Source organism: Chitinophaga lutea (assembly GCF_003813775.1).
Lineage (GTDB): Bacteria > Bacteroidota > Bacteroidia > Chitinophagales > Chitinophagaceae > Chitinophaga > Chitinophaga lutea.
On sequence record NZ_RPDH01000001.1, the window covers coordinates 994,237 to 1,016,090 of the forward strand.

At 56.2% G+C, this 21,854-nt stretch carries 14 protein-coding genes; 7 read left to right on the top strand and 7 right to left on the bottom strand.

Annotated elements, in window-relative coordinates:
• Positions 1 to 56 precede the first annotated feature (56 nt).
• Positions 57 to 3,128 carry an amidohydrolase family protein gene (locus EGT74_RS03880; protein ID WP_123845215.1) on the bottom strand — a complete coding sequence of 1,024 codons (3,072 nt, stop codon included), beginning with the start codon at positions 3,126 to 3,128 and terminating at the stop codon, positions 57 to 59.
• 197 nt (positions 3,129 to 3,325) lie between these two features.
• On the opposite strand from EGT74_RS03880, the gene EGT74_RS03885 reads away from it, so the two are divergent.
• From EGT74_RS03885 to EGT74_RS03900, 4 genes are all read left to right on the top strand, one after another.
• The gene (locus tag EGT74_RS03885; protein ID WP_123845216.1) at positions 3,326 to 3,748 is read left to right on the top strand and encodes a hypothetical protein; all 423 of its coding nucleotides are present in this window, start codon (positions 3,326 to 3,328) and stop codon (positions 3,746 to 3,748) included.
• Complete coding sequence (locus EGT74_RS03890; protein WP_123845217.1) at positions 3,748 to 5,022, top strand: glycerate kinase type-2 family protein; 1,275 nt, start codon at positions 3,748 to 3,750, stop codon at positions 5,020 to 5,022. Before EGT74_RS03885 ends, EGT74_RS03890 begins: the two co-directional genes overlap by 1 nt.
• 161 nt (positions 5,023 to 5,183) lie before the next feature.
• Entirely contained in the window at positions 5,184 to 6,350 is a 1,167-nt protein-coding gene (gene uxuA, locus EGT74_RS03895) for a mannonate dehydratase (RefSeq protein WP_123845218.1), read from the top strand.
• Positions 6,351 to 6,516: 166 nt separating this feature from the next.
• On the top strand, positions 6,517 to 7,002 hold the full coding sequence (locus tag EGT74_RS03900; protein ID WP_158617992.1) for a MarR family winged helix-turn-helix transcriptional regulator: 486 nt from the start codon (positions 6,517 to 6,519) through the stop codon (positions 7,000 to 7,002).
• A 142-nt stretch (positions 7,003 to 7,144) separates the two neighbouring features.
• Here EGT74_RS03900 and EGT74_RS03905 read toward each other — a convergent pair whose 3' ends face one another.
• Together EGT74_RS03905 and EGT74_RS03910 are read right to left on the bottom strand one after the other, a co-directional pair.
• Positions 7,145 to 9,985, bottom strand: a complete 2,841-nt coding sequence (locus EGT74_RS03905; protein ID WP_158617993.1) for a CHAT domain-containing protein — start codon at positions 9,983 to 9,985, stop codon at positions 7,145 to 7,147.
• A 691-nt stretch (positions 9,986 to 10,676) separates the two neighbouring features.
• Positions 10,677 to 12,644 (bottom strand): PKD domain-containing protein, encoded by a 1,968-nt coding sequence (locus EGT74_RS03910; protein ID WP_158617994.1) that lies wholly within the window; start codon positions 12,642 to 12,644, stop codon positions 10,677 to 10,679.
• A gap of 133 nt (positions 12,645 to 12,777) precedes the next feature.
• Between EGT74_RS03910 and EGT74_RS03915 the strand changes: the two genes are divergently transcribed.
• From EGT74_RS03915 to EGT74_RS03925, 3 genes are read left to right on the top strand one after another with little or no spacing between them, the layout of a single operon-like run.
• Positions 12,778 to 13,347, top strand: coding sequence for an RNA polymerase sigma factor (locus EGT74_RS03915; RefSeq protein WP_123845222.1), 570 nt, complete (start codon positions 12,778 to 12,780; stop codon positions 13,345 to 13,347).
• A complete protein-coding gene (locus EGT74_RS03920) occupies positions 13,344 to 14,066 on the top strand; it encodes a tetratricopeptide repeat protein (protein ID WP_123845223.1) in 723 nt (240 codons plus the stop codon). The genes EGT74_RS03915 and EGT74_RS03920 overlap by 4 nt, the downstream gene beginning before the upstream one ends.
• Positions 14,063 to 14,569, top strand: coding sequence for a hypothetical protein (locus tag EGT74_RS03925; protein WP_123845224.1), 507 nt, complete (start codon positions 14,063 to 14,065; stop codon positions 14,567 to 14,569). Before EGT74_RS03920 ends, EGT74_RS03925 begins: the two co-directional genes overlap by 4 nt.
• Positions 14,570 to 14,664: 95 nt before the next feature.
• On the opposite strand, the gene EGT74_RS03930 is transcribed toward EGT74_RS03925, so the two are convergent.
• The 4 genes from EGT74_RS03930 to EGT74_RS03945 form a co-directional block, all read right to left on the bottom strand.
• Positions 14,665 to 15,831 carry an alginate lyase family protein gene (locus tag EGT74_RS03930; RefSeq protein ID WP_123845225.1) on the bottom strand — a complete coding sequence of 389 codons (1,167 nt, stop codon included), beginning with the start codon at positions 15,829 to 15,831 and terminating at the stop codon, positions 14,665 to 14,667.
• Position 15,832: 1 nt separating this feature from the next.
• Entirely contained in the window at positions 15,833 to 17,710 is a 1,878-nt protein-coding gene (locus tag EGT74_RS03935; RefSeq protein ID WP_246008114.1) for an alpha-L-fucosidase, read from the bottom strand.
• Positions 17,707 to 20,253, bottom strand: coding sequence for a glycoside hydrolase family 95 protein (locus EGT74_RS03940; RefSeq protein WP_123845226.1), 2,547 nt, complete (start codon positions 20,251 to 20,253; stop codon positions 17,707 to 17,709). The genes EGT74_RS03935 and EGT74_RS03940 overlap by 4 nt, the downstream gene beginning before the upstream one ends.
• A 312-nt stretch (positions 20,254 to 20,565) precedes the next feature.
• Positions 20,566 to 21,852, bottom strand: a complete 1,287-nt coding sequence (locus EGT74_RS03945; protein ID WP_123845227.1) for a glucoamylase family protein — start codon at positions 21,850 to 21,852, stop codon at positions 20,566 to 20,568.
• Positions 21,853 to 21,854 lie beyond the last annotated feature (2 nt).

Below are 21,854 nucleotides of genomic sequence, written 5' to 3' on the forward strand. Positions count from 1 at the left end.
TTTTTTGTCTTTTCAGTTGCCGGATGGAACGCGATCACGTTCCATCTATATATGGTTTACTGGTTATTCGTTCCCTGCTCCGCGTCGTGCAGAATGTGGTGCTGGTGGCCGGCGTGCAGGTCTTCGCAATGATATATTTCCTCGCGGCTGGGCGTTGCTTTCTGCGTGGGCAGGCCTTTTTTCTTGTCGCCGAGCATTTTGCCGATCAGGCGGTTACGCTCTGCGGCGATGCGGCTGCGCAGCTCCAGGTCTTTTTCGCGGTCGAAATAGATGATACCGTCTACCATGGTTTTTTCGGCTTTGGCGTAGATGCTCAGCGGATGATCGCTCCACAGCACGAGGTCTGCGTCCTTCCCGGTTTTGATACTGCCGATGCGGTCGGCCACATGCAGCAGCTGGGCAGGATTGAGGGTTACCATCTTGAGGGCGTCTTCTTCATTCACCGCACCATACTTCACGCTCTTGGCGGCTTCCTGGTTGAGGCGGCGGGCCATTTCGGCATCGTCGGAGTTGATGGCCACGGTAAGCCCTACACGCTGCATGATGGCGGCGTTCTGGGGGATGGCGTCCACCACTTCCATTTTGTACGCCCACCAGTCGGCGAACGTAGACGCGCCTGCACCATGCGCTTTCATCTTGTCGGCCACTTTATACCCTTCCAGGATGTGGGTGAAGGTGTTCACCTTGAACCCGAAGCGGTCGCCGGTTTTGAGCAGCATGTTGATTTCGCTCTGCACATAGGAGTGACAGGTGATGAAACGTTTTTTGTTCAGGATTTCCACGAGTGCGTCCAGTTCGAGGTCGCGGCGTTTATTGGCGCCTGCCTTTTCGTAGTCGCGGGCGCGGGTGAAGGCATCCGCCAGCACCTGTTCAACGCCCATGCGCGTCTGCGGGAAACGCACGCGTTGCGCGGCGCCCCAGTTGGATTGTTTTACGTTTTCACCCAGCGCGAACTTGATGAAGCCGTCCCAGTTCTGGAACTTCAGCTGCTCCGCATTGGCGCCCCAGCGCAGTTTGATCAGCTGGCTCTGGCCGCCGATGGTGTTGGCGGAACCGTGCAGCAGGTGCGAGGAGGTAACGCCGCCGCTCAGCTGGCGATAGATGTTCACATCGTCGGGATTCACGACGTCGGCTATACGCACTTCGGAGGTTACCGACTGGGTGCCCTCGTTCACGCCGCGGGAAATCGCGATGTGGGAGTGCTCGTCGAGGATGCCGGGCGTGAGGTGTTTGCCGGTACCATCTACCACGCGGGCGTTGCCGGCGCTGAGGCCTTTGCCGATCTGCGCGATCTTGCCGTTGCGTACCAGTACATCGGCGCCTTCGAGCTTGCCTTCTTTTTCATTCGTCCATACGGTGGCGTTGCGGATAAGAATGTCTTCCTGCTTGGGCAGGGTCTCATAGCCGTAGCCCACGAAAGGATAATATACTTTGCCCAGTTCGGGAGCGGTTTTCTTTTTGGCGGTGTCTGCTTTGGCAACGAAGGGTTTCGAGAACGTGGCGGTCCAGTTGCTGTACACGCCCGCTTCATTACTACCGGAGCCGCTCCAGGTATTATCGGAGCCGATCACGCCGCTGAGGCGGAGCTGCTGCTTACCGTCTTTGGAGTTATTAACGACCATTTTCACCAGCTGACCGTCCACCTCGATTTTACCGGCAATGCTGTCTTTGTTGCTCAGGCTGAGGGAGGCCGGGGTGCCTTTGATCTCCACCGGGTAATTCACGTTGTTGAAGCTGATCACGTAGGAACCGCGAAGGTCTTTCCAGCCGTCTTCTTTCAGCGCGTATTTATTGCCCTGCACCCAGTTCTGGTGGATGATGGTGTTTTCCGCGAACACGGGGCCCGAGGTCACCAGGAAGTTGGCGATTTTACCGGCATCGAGACTGCCCACTTTATCGTACGCCTTGATCAGCGTCGCCGGCGTTTTGGTGAGCGCTTCGAGCGCTTTCTGTTCGGAGAGGCCGTATTCGATCGCCTTGCGCAGGTTGGCCAGGAAGGATTTGGCATCCTTCAGGTCGGCGGCGGACAGGCAGAAAGGAATGTTCGCTTTCTCGAAAGCGCCGGCGGCGGTGGGCGCCAGTTCCCAGTGTTTCATGTCCGACAGCGCTACAAAACGCGCGTCGTTCGGGTCTTCCACATCGGTTGCCTGCGGGAAGTTGAGGGACAGGATGTAAGCTGCTTTGGTGGCGGCAATTTCCGGTATACGCTGGTATTCGTTGCCGCCCGCCTTGATCACATACTGTACGCCGAACTCGTCACCGATCTTGTCGGCGCGCAGGGCGTTCCATTTGTCGCCCGCATCGAATATCTGCACGAGCGACTGGTTATCGTTCCAGGCCTGGAGGCTGAGGTTCAGCCCTTCTTTGGTGGGGCCGGATTTATACCACTGCGCATCCAGGTACTGCTGGCGGAGCAGGGCGATCACGCCCATGAGGGAAGAAGGATAATCCTGCGTGGAAGAGCCTTTATCGAAAGAATAATGTGCGGAGGCTTTGGGCAGCAGCACGGTTTTATTCTCCCTTTCCGCCGCCAGGCTTACCAGTGCGCCGGTACCGCGGGCGATACCGTCGTTCTGGTGCGTGAGCACGGCGCCGAAGCCCTGCTCGCGGAGGGATTTGGCTTTTGTATCATCCACCGTAAATAACTGTACGGCGTTCACTTCGCTTTTGATGGCCTGGTTCCAGCCATAGGCGCCCTTGGTGTTCGACAGGAACTGCGGGCCGCCCCCGCCGCCGAAACCGCTGAATGAGCGGCGCTGCACGGCGGGCATGCCATAGTCGCTGTAAATGTCCACAAACGAAGGATAAATGAACTTGCCCTTGCAGTCGATCACCACGGCGTCTTTCGGGATGGCCACGGAAGCGCCTACCGCGGTGATTTTACCGTCGCGGATAACGAGGGTAGCGTTGTTGAGGGTGGTTTGCGCGTCTTTTACAATGGTCGCATGGGTAAAAGCATAGCAGTCTTCTTTCGGATCCGCCACGCCGTTCACGGGCCAGGTTTGCTGGGCGCTGGCGCCGAGGCCGGCCAGCAGCAGCCCGATGGCGCCCAATACGGAACGGTACCGTGCATGGGTTAACCGGGAGCCGTAGCGTTGCGGCTTCTGTTGTAACAAATTTGGTTTCATGTTCGATTTACTTTTAGCATTTAGATGATGGCTGAAAAAAACCACCGGTACAGGTTCAGATTAAATAAATGTCCGGCATCAGGTCACAATACAGCTACAAGCGTTAAATTTAACAAATGATTGACCGCTTGCCTCACTATTTGGGATAAATTTTACGAGCGGTATAAAAGTTGCGGAAAATAAGATAATCGATAGTTATGAAAATGAAATCATGCCTCATGATGGGGATGTTCCTGCTGACGGTACTGGCTGGACAGGCACAGGAAACGGCCAGGGTTAAAAGGGATAGATGGGATGCTGCTTCGAAGGCCGACAAGATGTCTGACAAGCTGTACCGGGAGCTGAACCTCACCAGGGCGCAGAACGAACAGATCCATGCCATCAACAGCGATATTTCGCGCCGCCGCGATGCCGCCCGCCGGGATACCACGCTGGACGCCCGCCGCAAGATGCAGCTGCGCCAGCAGCTGGATGCCGAACGGAGCAACCGCTTCAAAAGCGTGCTCACGCCTGTTCAGTATAAGAAGTGGAACGACTGGGAGCTGAAAAAGAAAGAGCAGCTCGAAGCGAAGATGGACCGCAAGCAGGATAAGCAGTTGGCCCGAAAAGCGAATCCCTGATGGAGCACTTCGCAGCGCAGGCCATTGAGATATTCCGGCATGGAGTGGCCGCGGTGCAGCCGCAGCAGTTCATGCGCGCGTGCATGCCACAGGAACTTGCCGCTGCAGCAAAACGCATTTTTGTGCTTGGCGCCGGCAAAGCCGCTGCGGCCATGGCGCACGAAGCGGAGCAACTGCTGGAAGACAGGATCACGCAGGGCCTCATCGTAACCAACGATGCTTCCCCTTTTCCCCTTTCCCGCATACAAACGATCATCGGCGGGCACCCCGTGCCCGATCAGAACAGCCTCATTGCCGGGATGGCCATGCTCGAAATGGCCGGCGCCATGCAGGCGGGCGACCTGGTGCTGTTCCTGCTGTCCGGCGGCGCCTCCGCATTACTGGCCGATGCACCGGAAGGCGTGCCCCTCGGGGAGTTGCAGGGGCTCTTTGATGTGCTGCTGAAAAGCGGCGCCAACATCCGGGAAATGAACGCGGTGCGCAAACACCTCTCCGCCATCAAAGGCGGGCAGCTGGCGCGCAGACTTCACCCGGCCGACATCTACACCATCATTCTGTCTGACGTGCCCGGCAACGACCCCGCTGTGATCGGCTCCGGGCCTACCGTTGCAGACCCGTCCACTTTCGCCGACGCCTGGGCCGTGCTGGAAAAATACGGGCTGGTGAAGGATTTGCCGTCGGGCATTTTGCATCACCTGCAACAGGGCCTCGCCGCGCAAATCCCCGAAACCGCCAAACCCGGCACGATGGCGCATGCCCGCCATTGTGTGGCGGCCAGCAACAGCATTGCGCTGGAAGCGGCGCGCAACAAAGCGGAAGCATTGGGGTACCATACCACGATATTGACAGACACCATTACCGGCGAAGCCAAAGAAACCGCCCACCGCCTTGCACAGCAGGCCATCGCTTACGAAGGCCCGTTTCCCGCATGCCTGCTGGCCGGCGGCGAAACCACCGTGCATGTGACCGGCAGGGGCAAAGGCGGCCGTAACCAGGAGCTGACGCTGGCTGCCGGCATTGCACTGAAAGATGCACCGTATATCACTTTCCTCTCCGCCGGCACCGACGGCATCGACGGACCCACCGATGCGGCAGGGGCCGTGGTGAATACGCACATCCTGCAACATGCGCCCGATGCCCATCCTTACCTGCACAACAACGACGCATATCACTTCTTCGAAAAAACGGGTTCGCTGCTCAAAACCGGGCATACCCATACCAATGTGATGGACCTGATGGTGATACTGCTGCAACAGCCGCCCACATTCCGTTAAAACTTTTACTACCCGTTAACAACCGGCGGAAACATGCGCCCCGCCCCGGCTGCAGCGTTTGAAATTTGCAGTTTTTTCGCGCAAACAGGATATTTCTTGCCGATTATTTGCATATCCCGCATTTGATTCTATTTTTGGGAAACTAAAAAAACATTCAGAGTATGTTGAGAATGGAACAGACCTGGCGATGGTTCGGTCCCAAAGACCCGGTAAGCCTTTCAGACATCCGCCAGGCGGGCGCCACAGGTATCGTTACCGCATTGCACCACGTTCCTAACGGCGTTGTTTGGAGCAAAGAGGAAATCATGCAGCGCAAACAGGAAATAGAAGCCGCAGGCCTTACCTGGTCTGTTGTGGAAAGTGTTCCCGTACATGAGGACATTAAAACGCAAACCGGCCGCTTCAAAGAATACATCAAGAATTACCAGCAAAGCCTCCGCAACCTCGCCGCCTGCGGCGTGTACACGGTCACGTATAACTTCATGCCCGTGCTCGACTGGACGCGCACCGACCTTGCCTATACGGTGGAAGACGGTTCCAAAGCCCTCCGGTTCGACAAAGCGCAGTTCATGGCCTTCGACCTGTTCATGCTGCAAAGGCCCGGCGCGGAAAACGATTATCCCGAAGAGGAGATCTCCCGCGCCAAAGAGCAGTTCGACAGTATGACCGACGAAGAGAAGACCGTGCTGCAACGCAATATCATCGCCGGTTTGCCGGGCTCCGAAGAAAGTTTCACACTGGAGCAGTTCCAGGCTGCGCTCGACAAGTATAAAGACGTGGACGCCATCAAACTGAAGCTCCACCTGTTTTATTTCCTCCAGCAGATCGTACCCGTTGCGGAAGAAGTGGGTATCAAACTCGCCATTCACCCCGACGATCCCCCGTACCCGATCCTGGGCCTGCCCCGCGTGGTGAGCACCGAACAGGATGCCCGCGAATTGCTGGCTACGGCGCCTTCCCCGGCCAACGGCCTTTGTTTCTGCACCGGCTCTTACGGCGTGCGGGAAGACAACGACCTGCCCGGTATGGTAGAGCGCCTCGGCGATCACATTCACTTCATCCATCTCCGTTCCACCAAACGCGATGCGCTGGGCAACTTCTACGAAGCCAACCACCTCGAGGGCGATGTGGACATGTACGGCGTGGTAAAAAGCATCCTGGCAGTGATGCAGAAAAGGAATGTATCCATCCCCATGCGCCCCGACCATGGGCACCAGATGCTCGACGACCTGCATAAGAAGACCAATCCCGGCTACAGCGCCATCGGGCGCCTGCGTGGCCTTGCCGAACTGCGCGGCCTTGAAATGGGCATCGCGGGAGGAAAATAAACACGGCGTATAAAAGATAAGCCCGGCTCAAAAGGGCCGGGCTTTTTCTATGCACACACGGCCAAAACAACCAGTCGTGTTCCGGCACCCCGCTTTACCCCTTACATCGAAGCCAACTATATGGGTAACTTATTATCTTCGCATGCAAAGCCTTAACAACTGTTATATGACCACATCAACCTTAGATCAACAATTGCAGGAAATAGTAGCGGTCCGGCCCCGGCTGCTGATACGGCTGCTGAGCATCGTAAAAAAGGATTTTGACGCGCGCCTCACCGAGAAGTTGCAACAGGCTGGTTATAAAGATTTTAAGATTGGCGACATGGTGCTGATCGTGAATATTTCCCCCGAGGGCACCATCAACAATGAGCTGGCCAAGAAAGCCCGTATTACGAAGCAGGCGATGAGCAAGGTGGTGAAAAACCTGGAAGCCACGGGCTACATCTATACCCGCAAACATGAAACGGATAACCGGGCTACGGTGATTTTCCTCAGCGACAAGGGCAAACAGCTGGTGATCGACACATCGGCGGTGGTGCATGAAGTACAGGGGTATTACACGAGCATCATCGGGGAAGAAGATGCGGCCGTGCTGCGCGATATTTTATTCCGACTGGTAGAGGTAATTTTCCCCACGTCGGTGGAGAAGTAGGTAAGATCCAAAATTTACGGGAGCAGTATGCAGGCCGGCAGTGCGTGGCTTTACCTTAATGCGTTTCCTGTAAGAGAGCATCCGTATTTACGGGAGCAGTATGCTTTACCTTAATGCGTTTCCTGTAACGCAGCATCTGTCTTCAGACCGGGTTTGTGCCGCGGCGATGTTTTCTTTTCCGGAAGAGCACGATGAATACACTGATGGAAATGAGCAGTCCCCCGGCCAGCCACCATCCCCCATTTCTCTTTCCGTTTTTTTCAATGACGAAAGCATGATGATGCCCCACATACGTCAGGGCGGCCCAGTAATACGGCAGCTTCAGCTGGCGGGAAAGCTGCGAGTTATCCACCCAGGCGGTTTTAGCAGTGTGCAGCGCCGTCATGGGATCCTGCTGCCGCAGCAGGGCATTGTAAAAATCACCGGTGAGCTGTGCGCCGGCGGCATCGTGCACATTCCACAAACCGGCTACAATACCCGAAGCGCCGGAGGCGGCGAATTCGCGGGCAAGGCTGATGATGCCTTCGCCTTCCGCCATCATGCCCTGCCCGGTTCTGCACGCGCTGAGCATGATGAGGCCGGGACGGAATTTCCTGGTGTACAATTCAAACAGGAAGAACGGCCCGTCTGCCAGCTGTATGGCGGGCAGCTGTTGTTCACCCTGCAAATACGCATGGGTACTGAGATGCAGCAGGCTGGCCTGTGCGAGTTGTTCCCGGAATGCAGCAAGCGTAGCCTCTCCGTTCCGGAAATACTTTCCTTTCACCTGTCCGCGCAGCAGGTCATATTCCTTATCCACGGCAGGCAGGCCGTCGCCCGACATAAAAAAGCCGGTCATCCGGCGCGGTGCATTGTCGTGTTGCTGCTGCTGGCGGAACCAGGTTTCCAGCGAATAAGCAAGGCCGGTGGAAGCGCGTTTCAACAGGAAGGGCCAGCGCCCTACATCCTGCTGGTACGCGGCATTCGTGGGCAATGCATCGAAAGGCAGGTATCCCAGCCAGCCGTCCGGGATGAGCAGGTATTTACCGGCGATGGCGGTATCGTTCCAGAGCCATCGGTAAATCCGGTGCGCATCGTCGTAAAACTGCCGCGGGTTATTCTGCATGGCCTGCGGGCCGTTGTGAAAGTATGTCGATACGAAGTGTTGCACGGATGCCTGAAGCTGCTGCGCGTTGGCGAGGCGGCGGATGGTTTTTATCCCGCCGGCGTCGAGGTCCATGATGTAGATGTGATGTTTACCGGTAAAGAAATGTTTTACCGTCAGGCCCGCCGGCAGGTCTCGGATGTGCCAGTCGGTTGTGACAGGCTCAAAATAATCCGGGTATTTCTTTTTGATTTGCAGCTGCACCTGTGAAAGCTCGTATGCGAGGGCATTCCGGGCCGCGTTCTTTTGACCGGAGAGCGCTGCTTCGCGATCGTAATAGGCGATGGCCTGCTGCAGTTGCCGTTGTTTACCCAATAGGCTGTCGTTCATCTGGAGGCGGCTGATCTGCTGGTTAAGCAATTGTTCTTCCAGCAGTACCTGCGCTTTACTTTTTTCCATGATCTGCAACATCGTAGCGGCATGGGTTTGGTCACCCGTCCGTTCCCACAATATAAACGCCGTGTGCATGGCTTTTTCGGCGAGGTCGTGGAACTGCCGCTGATGCAGCAACCGGGTGGCCCTGCTGAAAAATTCCCTTCTCAGTAATTGCTCCACCCTGAAAATGAGCTGGTACCCGGCCAGGGCATCTTCCAGGCGGCCGGCCTGCACCAGCGCATCCGCGCGGCCTTCCAGCGCATCGGCCAGTGTGTACTCGCCATACAGTACACTATCTGCCGGCCAGCCGTTGCTATTAACGGGAACGAGCAAACGAATCGCTTCACCGTATTGCGGGGCCGGTTGCTGCCGTAACAACGCCACACGGCCGCACTTGCCCAGCAGCCGTGCTCTTTCCCGTTTGCGGGCGCCGGGATAATATTTGTCCAGCCTTTGCAGGGCGGCGTTGAACGACTGCTGCGCCTCCCTCAGCCGAAGCTGGGCCAGGGCAATATCGCCCGCCATCTCATGCGCCGAGGCGAGCCAGTAAGCGGCATTTTCTTCTTTGAGCGCGGCAGATTTATTCAGCAGCCAGATGCAGGTGGCGGCGTTGAGCGCCGCACTGTCCGGCCGGTTGCTTTTCAGATAAACATCGGCGATGGTGGCATGCAGCAAACCTGCAATCCCTGAGCCTTCCGGCGCGTGGCGAAGCCCTTCCCGCCCATATTCCAGCGCTTTGGCGTATTGCTCCTGCATCACGCACGACACGGCCAGGTTGTTGCACATGCCCGCCACCTGCTTCGCATCCTTGTGCTGCCGGGCCATATCGAGGCCTTTCGTCTGGATGAAAGTGGCTCTTTCGTAATCACCGAGGCGGGTGTAGTTGTTGCCCAGCGGTTTTAGAATATATTCCAGTACGTCCGTTTCCGGGTTCGGCGCCGCATAATAAAAGCGGTAGGCATTTTCATATGCCGCGATCGACGGCAGGATGTTGCCTGCATACATCTGGTAATATCCCTGGTAGGTGAGCATATCCAGCCAGGCCGTACGCTCGTCCGCGTTGGCCGGTTGCCGCCAGGCCTTTGCGGGCAGGTCCATCAGCAGCTTGAGGCGCTGTACGGGCTGCTCCGTGATATAGTCGAGGTATACAAAAATCCATTCTTCGAGATTATTGTTTGATCTGAGCGTGGCGAGGCGGGCGGTGAGGGAGGCCGGAAGCGCTTCCTTGCCGGCACTGGTTTTGTGCTCGTCTGATGAATCCTGAGCGGGAACTGATGCAGGGATGCGGTAGCGGGCAGCACTGGTTTCGCCAGTCGAAATTTCCGGAGCAGGATTGAAAGAAAACGAATTGCTATCATCCGTGGGGATGCTGTTATCCCCGGTACCTGCTTCACCGGGTGTAGCCTCCTTTCGATCAGATGGGAACGCGATGATGTTGGAAGAAACTGAATGGACATCCTCCACAGGAATACCGTTACATGAGGCACCGGCTTCTCCGGGCGTAGCTACTATTCGATCAGAAGGGAACGCAATAATGTTGGAGGAAATTGAATTGAGATCCTCCGCCGGAACACCGTTACATCTGGTAACGGCTCCGCCGGGTAGAGCCTCCTTTCTGTTAGATGAGAACAGGGCGATGTTGAAAGAAACTGAATTGATGTCCTCCGCAGGAATACCGTTACATCCGGTACCGGCTTCGCTGGGTGTGGCTACAATTCGATCAGATGGGAACGGGATAATGCTGGAAGAAATTGGATGGATATCATCAGCAAGATGACCGCCACCTCCAGTACCGGCTTCGCCGGGCGCAGCCTCCTTTCGATCAGATGGGAACGCGATGATGTTGGAAGAAATTGAATGGATACCATCCGCGGGGATACTGTAAAATGCAGCACCGGCTGCCGTGTTTAAAGTGGCAGCATTACACAGCAACCAAAATAAACACACCCTGATCATGCTGTCTTAAAGATAGCTAAAATTGTCTGATACGATGAGCGTGTGCGCAGCTCCCCCGGTATATTCCTGCAAACTGAATTATAAAATCCGGGCGCTGTTGCCTTCCGATGCTAACCGTGCGGGATGTCGCTGATCTGCAATGAAGCGCTTTTTTGAAAGGACTGCCTGTGAATACCGATGTCCTTGGAAGAGCGGAAGCCTACAACCGCCAAATCCCGTAAATGAACAATCGCTGCTGCGGGTCTTTGAGGTATTGTAGCAGCCGTACGCCCAGCGAAGGCCCGGCGCGCACCATTCCGAGGTTGATGTCGGCAAAGAGAGCGGCGTTCGTGGCGGTGAAACTTTTCGTATCGCTGCCGCTGATATGCTGGAACTTCTGTGGCGGGCCGTCGGGAATGGGCATCGCTTCCACCACTTTTTTCACCTGTTTCTTTTCTCCCGTCACCACACTGAGCATCGCGCCGGCGCCAACGCCCAGCCAGCTTTTGATGTTGTAGCGCAGGTGCAGGGGCACCACATCCACCGTAGTACGCTGGATGATCTCATATTCCTCCCGGAGGCGCACGATGTATTTACCGTTGCCGATGGCCGTGTCGCGCTGGTCGCGGCGGGAAGAAATGAAACGTTCATTTTTTTCCTGCAGGCTCATATACAGCTCCGCCTGGAAATATGGCCGGTAAGGCGCATAAGCCGAAACGCTCACCCCCAGCGTGCCCGCCGGTATGCCAAACGGCAGCTCCTGTTTCTGAAACCCTTTCCCGTAACCCAGTATGATCCCGGGCGACAATCCGGGCTTGAAGCGGCCTTTGGAACGGTTGGTGATCACGGGCTCGTTTTTATCGAACACGATCGCGGCCTGGCTCGTGAAGGGCAGTTTCTTCAGCTCTTCGCTGAAACGCACGCGGTACTTCACAAACCCCTTCGTGGAATCGGGATCTTCCACCCCTTCCTGCTGCATGCCTTTGAGGTAAATATTGTTGAATACGAAGAAGATACTGTCCTGCCGCACAATGGTATCGAGGCAGCTTTGCCGCTCGTAAGCGGAATCACAAAGCACACACTTGGGAGAATAGTCCATGATTTCGAGCGATTGCCCGTTGAGCATGCCCGGCACGGCGATACCGATAGCCACCTTGCTGGCGGGGCCTTTCCCGGTGTTCTGGAACTGCACTTTATAACTCAGTTCCTTCTGTTTGCTCACAAACCGGTAGTTCATGCGGCGGTTCTTCAGCTGCATGCGGTTGGGATCGTGCGAGGCCACGATCTGCATGTCGAGGTTGAACTGCGACACCGGGATGGCGGGATCGTCGGGGATAAAGATGGTGCTGATGGTGACCACGGCGTTCGTGTCTTTGATCATTTCCGGCGTGGTTTCGAGGCTGAGGAAGATGAATTTTTCCTCCCCCGCTTTCAGGTCTTCCACCCGCCAGGCATGCTGCTCGCGGAAAAGGGCTTTCTTTTCAGCGAGCATGTTGGTGAGTGTGGTGGCGCGCACCGGGTCTATCCACCGTACCGCCGACGGTCCGGCCAGTGCGGGCGATGCATACAGGTCGTCCATCGGGGCAAATGCCAGCACGGAATCGGCCCTGACTTTGCGTTCGCCGGCATACGCCCTTTCTTCTCCCAGCACAAAATTCTTCTGCGCAAACTGTTTTTCGTTGTAATACAGCAGCAGCGAGCCGCTCACGTTACCGGTGCCGCCGGGATGGCGGTAGCCCGCGATGGCCACCATTTCCTCTCCCGGTTTGGGCATACGGTTCACTTTCATGGCCAGCATGTCTGACGCTGCGAAAAACGCGGAAGGGGCCGGCGCGGCGGCGTACATGGTTTTCTTTACCCTGATGCGGCGGGGCTTGCTTTTGGGCGCCTTGCCGTCGTCGTAATTATTGGTGGCATACAGCCGGATGTCGTAGTTTCCGGTGTCTTTATAGGCGTGAACAGGTTGCGGGGCAAAAGAGAAGGTGCCATCGCCGAATTCCCAGAAATAACTGTAAAAGGCTTCGGGCGCTCCCGCGATCTGGCGGAGAGGGCGCAGGGAGGCTTTGAGGGCGGCCCTGTTCTCTTCCATTTCCACATCGATAACGGCGGGGATGGTATCGGGGGCCGGTTTCTGCTGGCCTTGCACCGACTGCACCAACAGCAGCAAATACAAGCTGTATCTGAACATAAAAAGGTATTTAGGATATATACGCTGCTCTCGTCGCGGTTCAACTGTTTGCATGAATATATATCTTTTTCAGGATTAGATCACCGGAAACTGCCATTTGTTACCCCTGGGAATTTTGATATCTTTAGTTTCTATGGCCCATCCCGACCAGGCATACGTCCAAGCCCTCCTGCAAAACGACACGCAGGCTGTGAAAGAAATCTACCAGCGGTTCGCACCGCGGGTGAAACACTACATCCTGCAAAACAACGGCACGGCAGACGATGCGGCCGATATTTTCCAGGAAGCGCTGGTGGATATCTACAACCAGGGCAAATACAAAAACCTGGTGCTCACCTGTCCTTTCGAGCCTTTCCTGCTGATGATCTGCAAAAGGAAATGGCTCAACGAACTGAAAAAAAGAGGCCGGCAGGGGGTAACAAAAGAGCTGGACGAACAATTTAACCTCGGAGAAGACAGCTTCCGGGATGCGGAACAGACCTGGTCCGACAATGAAAAGGCGCGGCTCTACAAAGCCATGCTGGGCCGGCTGGGCGAGCGCTGCCAGGAGATCATCCGGCTGAGCCTGACCGACAAACCACAGGAGGAAATCGCCGCTGCGCTGGGCGTTACATACGGATACCTTCGTAAAAAGAAATCCGAATGTATGGCCGCCCTGGTCAGCGCTATTAAAGAAAATCTTTCTAAATGGGGACTGACATGAACGACAACGATCACGAACTGATAGACCGGTACCTGTCCGGCGACATGAGCCCCGCCGCACGCGAGGCTTTTGAAGACCGGTTACGGATGGAACCGGACCTGCAGGAGGCGCTGGAAAGATGGGCGGATGTGCAAAACACCCTCCGCCAAAGCCTCACGCCCGACCCGCAGCGGGAGCAGCTGGAGAAAACCCTGCAAAGCAACCGGCCGGTGTTCCATGCCCGCTCCAAAGTGGTGCGGTTGCAGCGGTTCTCCATCGCCGTGGCGTCTGTGGCCGCCGTAGTGGCCGTATTACTCTACATCAGCCCCTGGCGGCAGGACCTGACCACCCAATACGCCGCGCAGGAAATGGTGTATCCGGCGGAGCGGGGCACCGCGCCCGATACCAGCCTGCAGCAGGCCGTGCAGCAATTCAACGGCCGGCATTACGCAGATGCGATCACCTCCCTCACCCGCGTACTGGACCGGCAACCGGACGATGCCTATGCCCGCCTGTACCGCGGCCTGGCTTATCTTGAAAATGATCAGCCTGCCCTCGCGCGGCCCGACCTTGAAATAATTTACAACGGGCAGTCGTTATTTAAATACGACGGCGCCTTTTACATGGCGATCAGCTATCTGAAAGAAAAGGACAAGGAACAGTGCAGGCAGTGGCTGTTGAAGATACCCGCGGATGCGGAGAATTTCGCGCGGGCGCAGGAATTACTGAACGAACTATGAAAATTTACCCATACCTCTTTCTGCCCGCAGCCAGCTTTATGCTCTGCCAGGCCTGCCATACTGCCGGGCGGCAACCGGCCGGCATCCAGGACACGGCGCTGTATATCCGCACCGGCAACCCGGATACGGCTTTGGCTATTTTCCTCTACAAGGATTGTTATCAGTACGAATACCATGCGCAGCGGGAGGAATACATCCGTTACGAAACCGACCACGACAAGATCTCACACCTCTACACTTCCCTGTGGTCGCAGAAACCGGATTACCAAGCGCGGCTGCAACGCCTCGAAGCCAACCAGGAACAGTTCGTCAAAGATGCGCGCAACGCCATGCACGAACAATACCGCCATTACCGCTCCGTCAGCAATGATATGATCTACCATTACCTGCTGGGCCGCAAAGACCCCGAACTGAAACAGCTGCTCCTCAAGATCTCCACCGATACCGCGGCGCCCGATGAAGAGAAAATAAATGCGCTCGAAACACTGAAAGGCTGGCAATAAAAAAAGATGCCGGCTCAGACGAGACCGGCGTTATCATATTCCACGTCTACAGTAAAATCTTTAGTACGTTTATGATTATCTTTTTGTGTTTGTGATTATAGTTTGACCATCCAGATTTCCGGGTTGCGCACCGGCAGGTTCCGCAGCACTTCTTCTACCTGCGGGTTGTGTTCCAGCCGCTGCCATACGCCGAAATAATCTTTGTTATCGTAAGCCGCCGCACCAAAGAGCAGGAACGGGTGGGCCACCGGCCACTGCTCCCAATACATCACATCTTTGGCGAAGGGCCAGGTATTTTTATCCTTTACGTACGGGAACATGTAAGCAATGCCTTTCGAGATTGTTTTACCTGTTGTTTCGGTGTACTTCCATAAATCGTTGCCGGGGCTGCTGAGTATCTGGCAAACCGTGGCCATTGCATCCAGGTTAAATAACGCGTAGCCGTAAGGTTTTGTTCGGCGCAGCTCCTGCGGAAAACTCCCGTCGGCCGCCATCTGGCGCGGCAGCAGTACTTCTTTATACCGGTTAATGCAGAAGTTCTGCCATTGCTCGTTGCCGAGGAATTTGGAGAACGCCGCTACCTGCATCACCCAGCAGGTGCCGTGGTTGTTGGCGGCATTCATTTCGTCGATGCCGTATTGGTGTTCCGTCATCCATTTCAGGTAGGCGGCAAACCATGCTTTCACGGCGGCCAGGTCGTCGGGCGGGATGGCGCCTGCCTTTTCCATGATACGCAGTGCCTGTGCTACTTCAATAAAATGCACCGTGTCGATGATCCCGATGCCTCTGCCCGTGGCGCGGCCCTTGATGGCCTGTGCATAGAGCAGGTGCGGGTTCATACGGGTGTCCGGTGAAATGAACCAGGCGCGTACATGCGTGAGCACATGGGTCAGGTATTTTTTATCGCCGGTGGCTACATACGCCGCGGCCAGTGCGCCGGCCACCCTGCTGAAACGAACCATCGCCTGGCGGTGGGTCACGAAGTTGTCAGGGTTGGTCTGCCCGTCTTTCTGGACATACGGACTGTCAGGATGCGCCGGGTTTGGCCACCAGTAATCCCCTTCGGAATAAAAGTCGTGCAAACCACCGGCACTGCGGTCGCAGCGCGATGCCGTAACCGTTACCGGCTGCTGCTGCAGGGCCCATTCGGCCTTGGCCATAATATCGGCCCGGCGCACGATCACGGCTTCTTTCAGCCAGTCGCCGGCCTGCGCCAGCTGCACAGTCAGTAAAAACAATATCAGCAGCAACCGTTGCTTCATCTTATTGAACCGGTGTTAAAGTGATTTCAAATAATTTCATCAGTTCCTTTCCGCCGATTTCCACGGGCGCAATCTGCAGGGTGTGATTACCCTGCGCCAGTGCGATCTCCGCCAGTTCCTGCTCCACGATGCTTTCCCCCTTCTCCGCCGGCGTCACGGTATATTCGTTGCCTTTGCCATCCGCGGTGAAACGGTATGTTCCTTTCGTATTGGCGTCGGCGGCGTATTTGATCCTTACTTTGTAACGCACCGCTTTATCGGTGGTCACCTGCCAGGCCGCTGTCTGCGATGTGCTCGTCCAGCGCTGGGCGTAATATCTGGCGGCTTTCCCGTCGCCGAATGCCCATCCCTTTCCCTGCAAGTCCGCATCGAAAGCCAGCAACGTATTGGCATTGCCGTTAGCCGACAACAGGTAGGGCACGATGGGCTCCTCTTTGCCGTCGGTAGCAATCCGGATGACGCTGTTGTAAGCATCCGGCGCGGTTTGCGGAACGGTGATTTCCCACCGGGCATCGCCCAGCTTTTTCACCTGCAGGGTTTTGCCGCCGTCGAGCAGGGCCGCTGTTTTGATCGTGTTGATGCCATTCACCACCAGCTTGCCGTTTCTCGGCCATTGGAACACGTGCAGGTATTCGTGGCTGCCCTTGCGGGTGATCACGCCCCAGTTCTGTTCGTGTTTCTTTACTTCCTCCGTGCCGTAAATGCTTTCGCCGTTCCGGGTCATCCATTCGCCGATGGCGTGCAGTATTACCGTATCCCTCGGGTCGATGAGGCCGTTGCCCATGGGGCCGATGTTCATCAGCAGGTTGCCGCCTTTCGCGGCCGCCTTGGCCATCAGCTGGATAAAGAAGCCGATGGGCTTGTGACTGTTATCGAAGCGGGAATACCCGTACGATTCGTTGGTGGTGGGAATCGCTTCCCAGTCGCCTTCCACGGGGTAAAACTCCGCCGGACGGTCGGCCGTATTTTTATAATCCCCGAAAGACACCGCGGAGCTTCTCGCCAGCCGCCCGTTCACCACCACATCCGGATCCACCGCGCGGATGGCTTGCAGGATGCGGATATTTTCGGAGAGGGGCAGTTTATGCGGCGTATCGAACCAGATAATGTCCGGGTGATATTTTTTCAGCAGCTCCAGTATCTGCGGGATGGATTTTTCGTTGACGTATTTCACCGCTTTGGGCAGCAGCTCCGGATGGTGATCGTACCAGTTCGTTCCTCCGAACAGGTCTTTATCGCCACCGGGATTGTTGTAGTCCCAGTCGTTGCCCGGCGCGTCCGGGTGCTCCCAGTCGAATGCGTGGGAGTAATAGAACCCGAAACGGATGCCGGCTTTTTTGCAGGCGTCGGCCAGTTCCTGCATCGGGTCGCGTTTGAATTTCGACTGGCCGATGGTGTAATCGCCGATCGCGGACGGATACATCGCCACGCCGTCGTGGTGTTTGGCCGTGATGATGAGATACTTCATGCCCGCGGCTTTCACCAGCTTCACCCATTCTTCCGCGTTGAACTCCATGGGATTGAACGGGCGGATGAGTTTTTCCGCGTATTCGCCCCGAGGGATTTTTTCCTTGCGCATGAGATGCTCCGCGTAGCCGCCCACCTTCCTGCCTTTCCATTCTCCGCCGGGCACGGAATACACACCCCAGTGAATAAAGCAGCCGAATTTGGCATCACGCCACCAGGCGATGCGGCTTTCATGATTTTTCATCGAGGCCGTCCACCAGCCGTTCACCGCATCGGCAATGGCCAAACTGTCGCGCGCCGCGGCTTTCTGCATCAGTATGCCGTCGTCGTCGCCCTTGTACTGGGAAAATCCCTGTACGGCGCATCCGAGCATTGCCGCAGCCAGCCATCCTGTTTTCACTGTTGGTTTCATAATGCCGTGATCTTCGTAGTGCCTTTGGTGATGATAATATCGGTGTCGTATACTTTTTTGAGCGCCAGACCGGGCAGTTTGCTGCGGTCTTTGATCTCTTTATTAACGGCGCTGCCGTAGTCTTTGAATGATTTGGACGGCCCGTTCTGCGATGACGCGGGCGATGCGGTCACTTTTACCGGTTCAAAGGTGCGGACGATGAATTTGCCGCCGAATGAACCGTCGTAACGGATGGTAGCCGCCGTCAGTTTTCCTTTTTTCCAGGTGATGTCTACCTCGCCGCCGCCTTTCACTTTCAGTCCTTTCACGCTGCCGTCGGGCCATGCGGAAGGCAGGGCGGGCAGCAGGTGAATCGCGCCGTCGTGGCTCTGCACCAGCATTTCGGTGATACCGGACGTGACGCCGAAGTTACCATCGATCTGGAAGGGCGGATGTGCGTCGAACAGGTTCGCATACGAACCGCCGGCGTTGTCTGCCACGCTCACGGAGTCAGATTGCGCGAGGAAGAGCTGTTTGTTCAGCATCAGGTAAGCATGGTCCCCATCTTCGAGGCGGGCCCACCAGTTGATTTTCCACGCCTTCGACCAGCCGGTGCCGCCGTCGCCGCGCAGTTCGAGACTGCGTTTGGCCGCTGCGGCCAGTTCCGGCTCGCGGCGGGGACTGAGGATATTACCGGGGAACAAACCATAGAGATGAGATAAATGCCGGTGTTTATCGTTGGGATCGTCCCAATCGAGATAGAACTCCTGCAGCTGTCCGAGGCGGCCCACATGCAGGGGATACAGTTCTTTTAATACCTGTTTGAGCTTCGCCGCAAACGCCGCATCGGTGTTGATGATCTCCGCCGCTGCGATGGTGCGGGTAAACAGGTCGTGGATGATGGACATGTCCATCGTGGTGGCGATGCTCACGGAACCTTTCCGCTGCCCGTTCACCAGGAAATTATTTTCGGGGGAGGTAGAGGGATTTGTCACCCATTTTCCTTCCGGATTTTTCACCAGCCAGTCGAGCATGAACTCCGCAGATCCTTTCATGAGCGGATACGCCGTTTCGCGCAGGAACGCCGTGTTGCCCGTGTAGGTATAATGTTCCCACAGGTGGCGGCAGAACCAGGCGCCGGCCATGGGCCAGATAGCCCAGCGGGGCTCCCCTCTCGGGTCGCGCCAGTCGGAGCCGCCCGCAGGCGATGTGATGGCCCAGATGTCCGCGTTATGATGCGCCGCCCAACCTTTCATGCCGTAGTTCACGGCGGCCGTTTTGCGGCCGTTCTCCGCCAGCTGACCGATCAGCTGGAACAGGGGCTGCGCGCATTCGCTGAGGTTGGCCGATTCAGCCGGCCAGTAGTTCATCTGGGTATTGATGTTCGTGGTATAGTTAGAGCCCCATGGCGGCTGTATTTTGTCGTTCCAGAGCCCCTGCAGGTTCATGGCCGGGCCTCCCTTGCGGGAGCCTGCAATCATCAGGTAGCGGCCGAACTGGTACAGCAGCGTGGTGAGCTGCGGGTCCATATTGCCGCCGGCTTTGGTATAAGCCATCAGGCGTGCGTCCGTAGGCTGTGCGGCCGATGCATCGCTGCCCAGGTCGAGCTGCACCCGGCGGAACAGTTTCGTATAGTCGGCGAGGTGCGCCTGCAGCAGCGCCTCATAGGATTTATTCCCGCTCAGTGGCTTCAAAGCTTCCGCCGCCGCATCTTTTCCTTCGGTAGCCGAATTCTTAAAAGGCCCGTTGTAACTGGTGCCGATCGATACGAGCAACACCGCTTCCGTGGCGTTGCTGATCTGCAGGCCTTCAGCGTCGGCGCGACTGCTGCCGCCTTTCAGCTTCGCCTGTACATGTACTTCATATCTGGTGCCCGTAGCCGGGTCATATTCGATTTTTCTTTTTTCATACGGGCGGTGCGGCACGTACGACGGCGCCTGTCCGCTCATCACGATGTGGGCGTCGCTGCGCCTGCTGATCCGGGAGGGCATCGGGTTATCGAAACCTGCATGGAAATTCAGGGCGCCCGGCTTGCTGCTTTTCCACCGGATTACCAGCAGCTGGTCGGGATAGCTCGCAAATACCTGGCGTGTATAAGTCACCCCGTTTTCAACGTAGGAAACGGAGGCCGTAGCGGTATTCAGGTCGAGGTCGCGTATGTAATTCTCTGTTTTGCCCGCAGCCGCATCGTTACGCAGCAGCAGGTTGCCCAGCGTGATGTACCGGGCGCAGTATGGGCCCAGCATCTCGCGGCTGAGCGAATCGGCCAGCATATATTCCCCTTTCCATAATGCTTCGCGTACTTTCGGCAGCATGGCTTTGGCGCCCGGGTTATTCCCGTCGCGCGGCCCGCCGCTCCAGAGGAAGGCTTCGTTCAGTTGTAATTTTTCTTCGTTGACATGCCCGAAAATCATCGCACCGATACGTCCGTTACCAACCGGCAATGCTTCATTCCAGTTTTTGGCAGGCTGGCGGTACCATAGTTTCAAATCCGGCCCTGTAGTCTGACTGAATCCCGAAACCGACGTGAACAATAATAAAACAGGGAAAAATAATTTCTTCATGTAGCGTGAATTATAAAGCGCTGAACCGCTGCTCCATGGGGTACAGCCATCTACATACTGTACCCGCATGGTTGCAGCAAAGGCATGTCAGATCAAAAATACATGACTAGTTTTCATAACGCGGTGCCCTCCTGTGGGCATATATAAAAAACAGTTTAAAATATTAGTTAGCGTTCAGGTCAGATGCAAACGTTTGCATTTTATTGGTTACAGGGAGAATGTATGTCGCCCTGAATATACCTGCAAATTATGCAATCGGTTGCACTTAAATAGCGTTTATTTTATCTTTTATTTGTAATAAATTCACATGCGTCAGATGGCGGGACTGGTAAAACCGAGCGTTTTCAGCCCGTTTTTCACTTCCGGACTGCTCATGAAAAGCCGCCACAGCAGCCCGCTCCGGTAATTTTCTATCATCACTGCAATAGGCCCCTGGTCGATGGCCAGGTACTGATGGTCGTACCAGTTGACGGTTTCATTGAAGGCATCGTAGAAGCCGTATTTGCCCCAGAGTTTATTCCCGACTTTATTGTAAAAGTATTTGAGCGCCTGCATGGAGTATTCCGGCGTGTAGGGGAAAGACGACAGTGCAGCCGTGGGCGTTATGACCCCGAGGTCGTTGGTGGGCGAGTGCGCGTTGTAAGACTCGTGGTTGTCGCTGGCGGTAAGCCCCCAGCAGTCGGCGCCGTACCCTTTGAATTTTTTCGGGTTGTTGATGCAGTACTGGCGGTTGATGAGGGTGTGGTTGCGGTTCTGCTCCCAGTAATCGGCATAGCGGTCTTTCAGCCCCCGCGGGTCGAGGCCGAGGAAAGAATAATGCGCGAAAAACAGCGGCCCGCCGTAATCGAAGCCCAGCGGCAGTTTGATGCCGAGATAGTCGCGGCCGTTGAGGAAGTGGTTGCTCACGGCCCAGCCCTGGTGATATACTTTGGGCGCAATGGGATGGGTGGGCGACGACGCGGCCAGCACATAAGCGATCAGGCATTCGTTCCAGCCGCGTACCTGATGGTTCATGGCCCAGCCCTGGTTCGGCGACCAGTGCCAGTACAGGATGTTTTGGCCACCCTGCGTATACCAGTCCCATTCGGCATCGCGCCAGAGGGCGTTGATCTTGTTCCTGATTTCTCTTTCTTTTGGTGTGTCTTTATCGAAGTATTGCCGCACCGCGAGCAAGCCCTGGAACATAAAGGCGGATTCCACCAGGTCGCCGCCATCGTCTTTCCGGCTGAAGGGAATGGTTTTACCGGTAGCGCCGTCGATCCAGTGCGCCCAGATGCCGTGGTAATGATCTGCTTTGGCCAGGAAGTTGACAATCTTAAGCAGCCGCTCGAGCCCCTTTTCCCTGGTCACGAAGCCGCGTTCAATGCCCGCCACGATGGCCATCACGCCAAAGCCGGATCCACCGATGGTCACGACGTTGGGCGTTTCGGTACGTTCGGGCGCCAGGCCGGATACGGGATGGGCGAAACTCCAGAAATAATCGAATGTTTTCTGCTGCACGAGGGTAAGCAATGCCGAATCTCCCAGCTGCGGCCGTTTTTGGGCGGCTGCCGGAATGGTGATACTGATCAGCAGTATCCAGGTCAGGAATGTTCTCATCT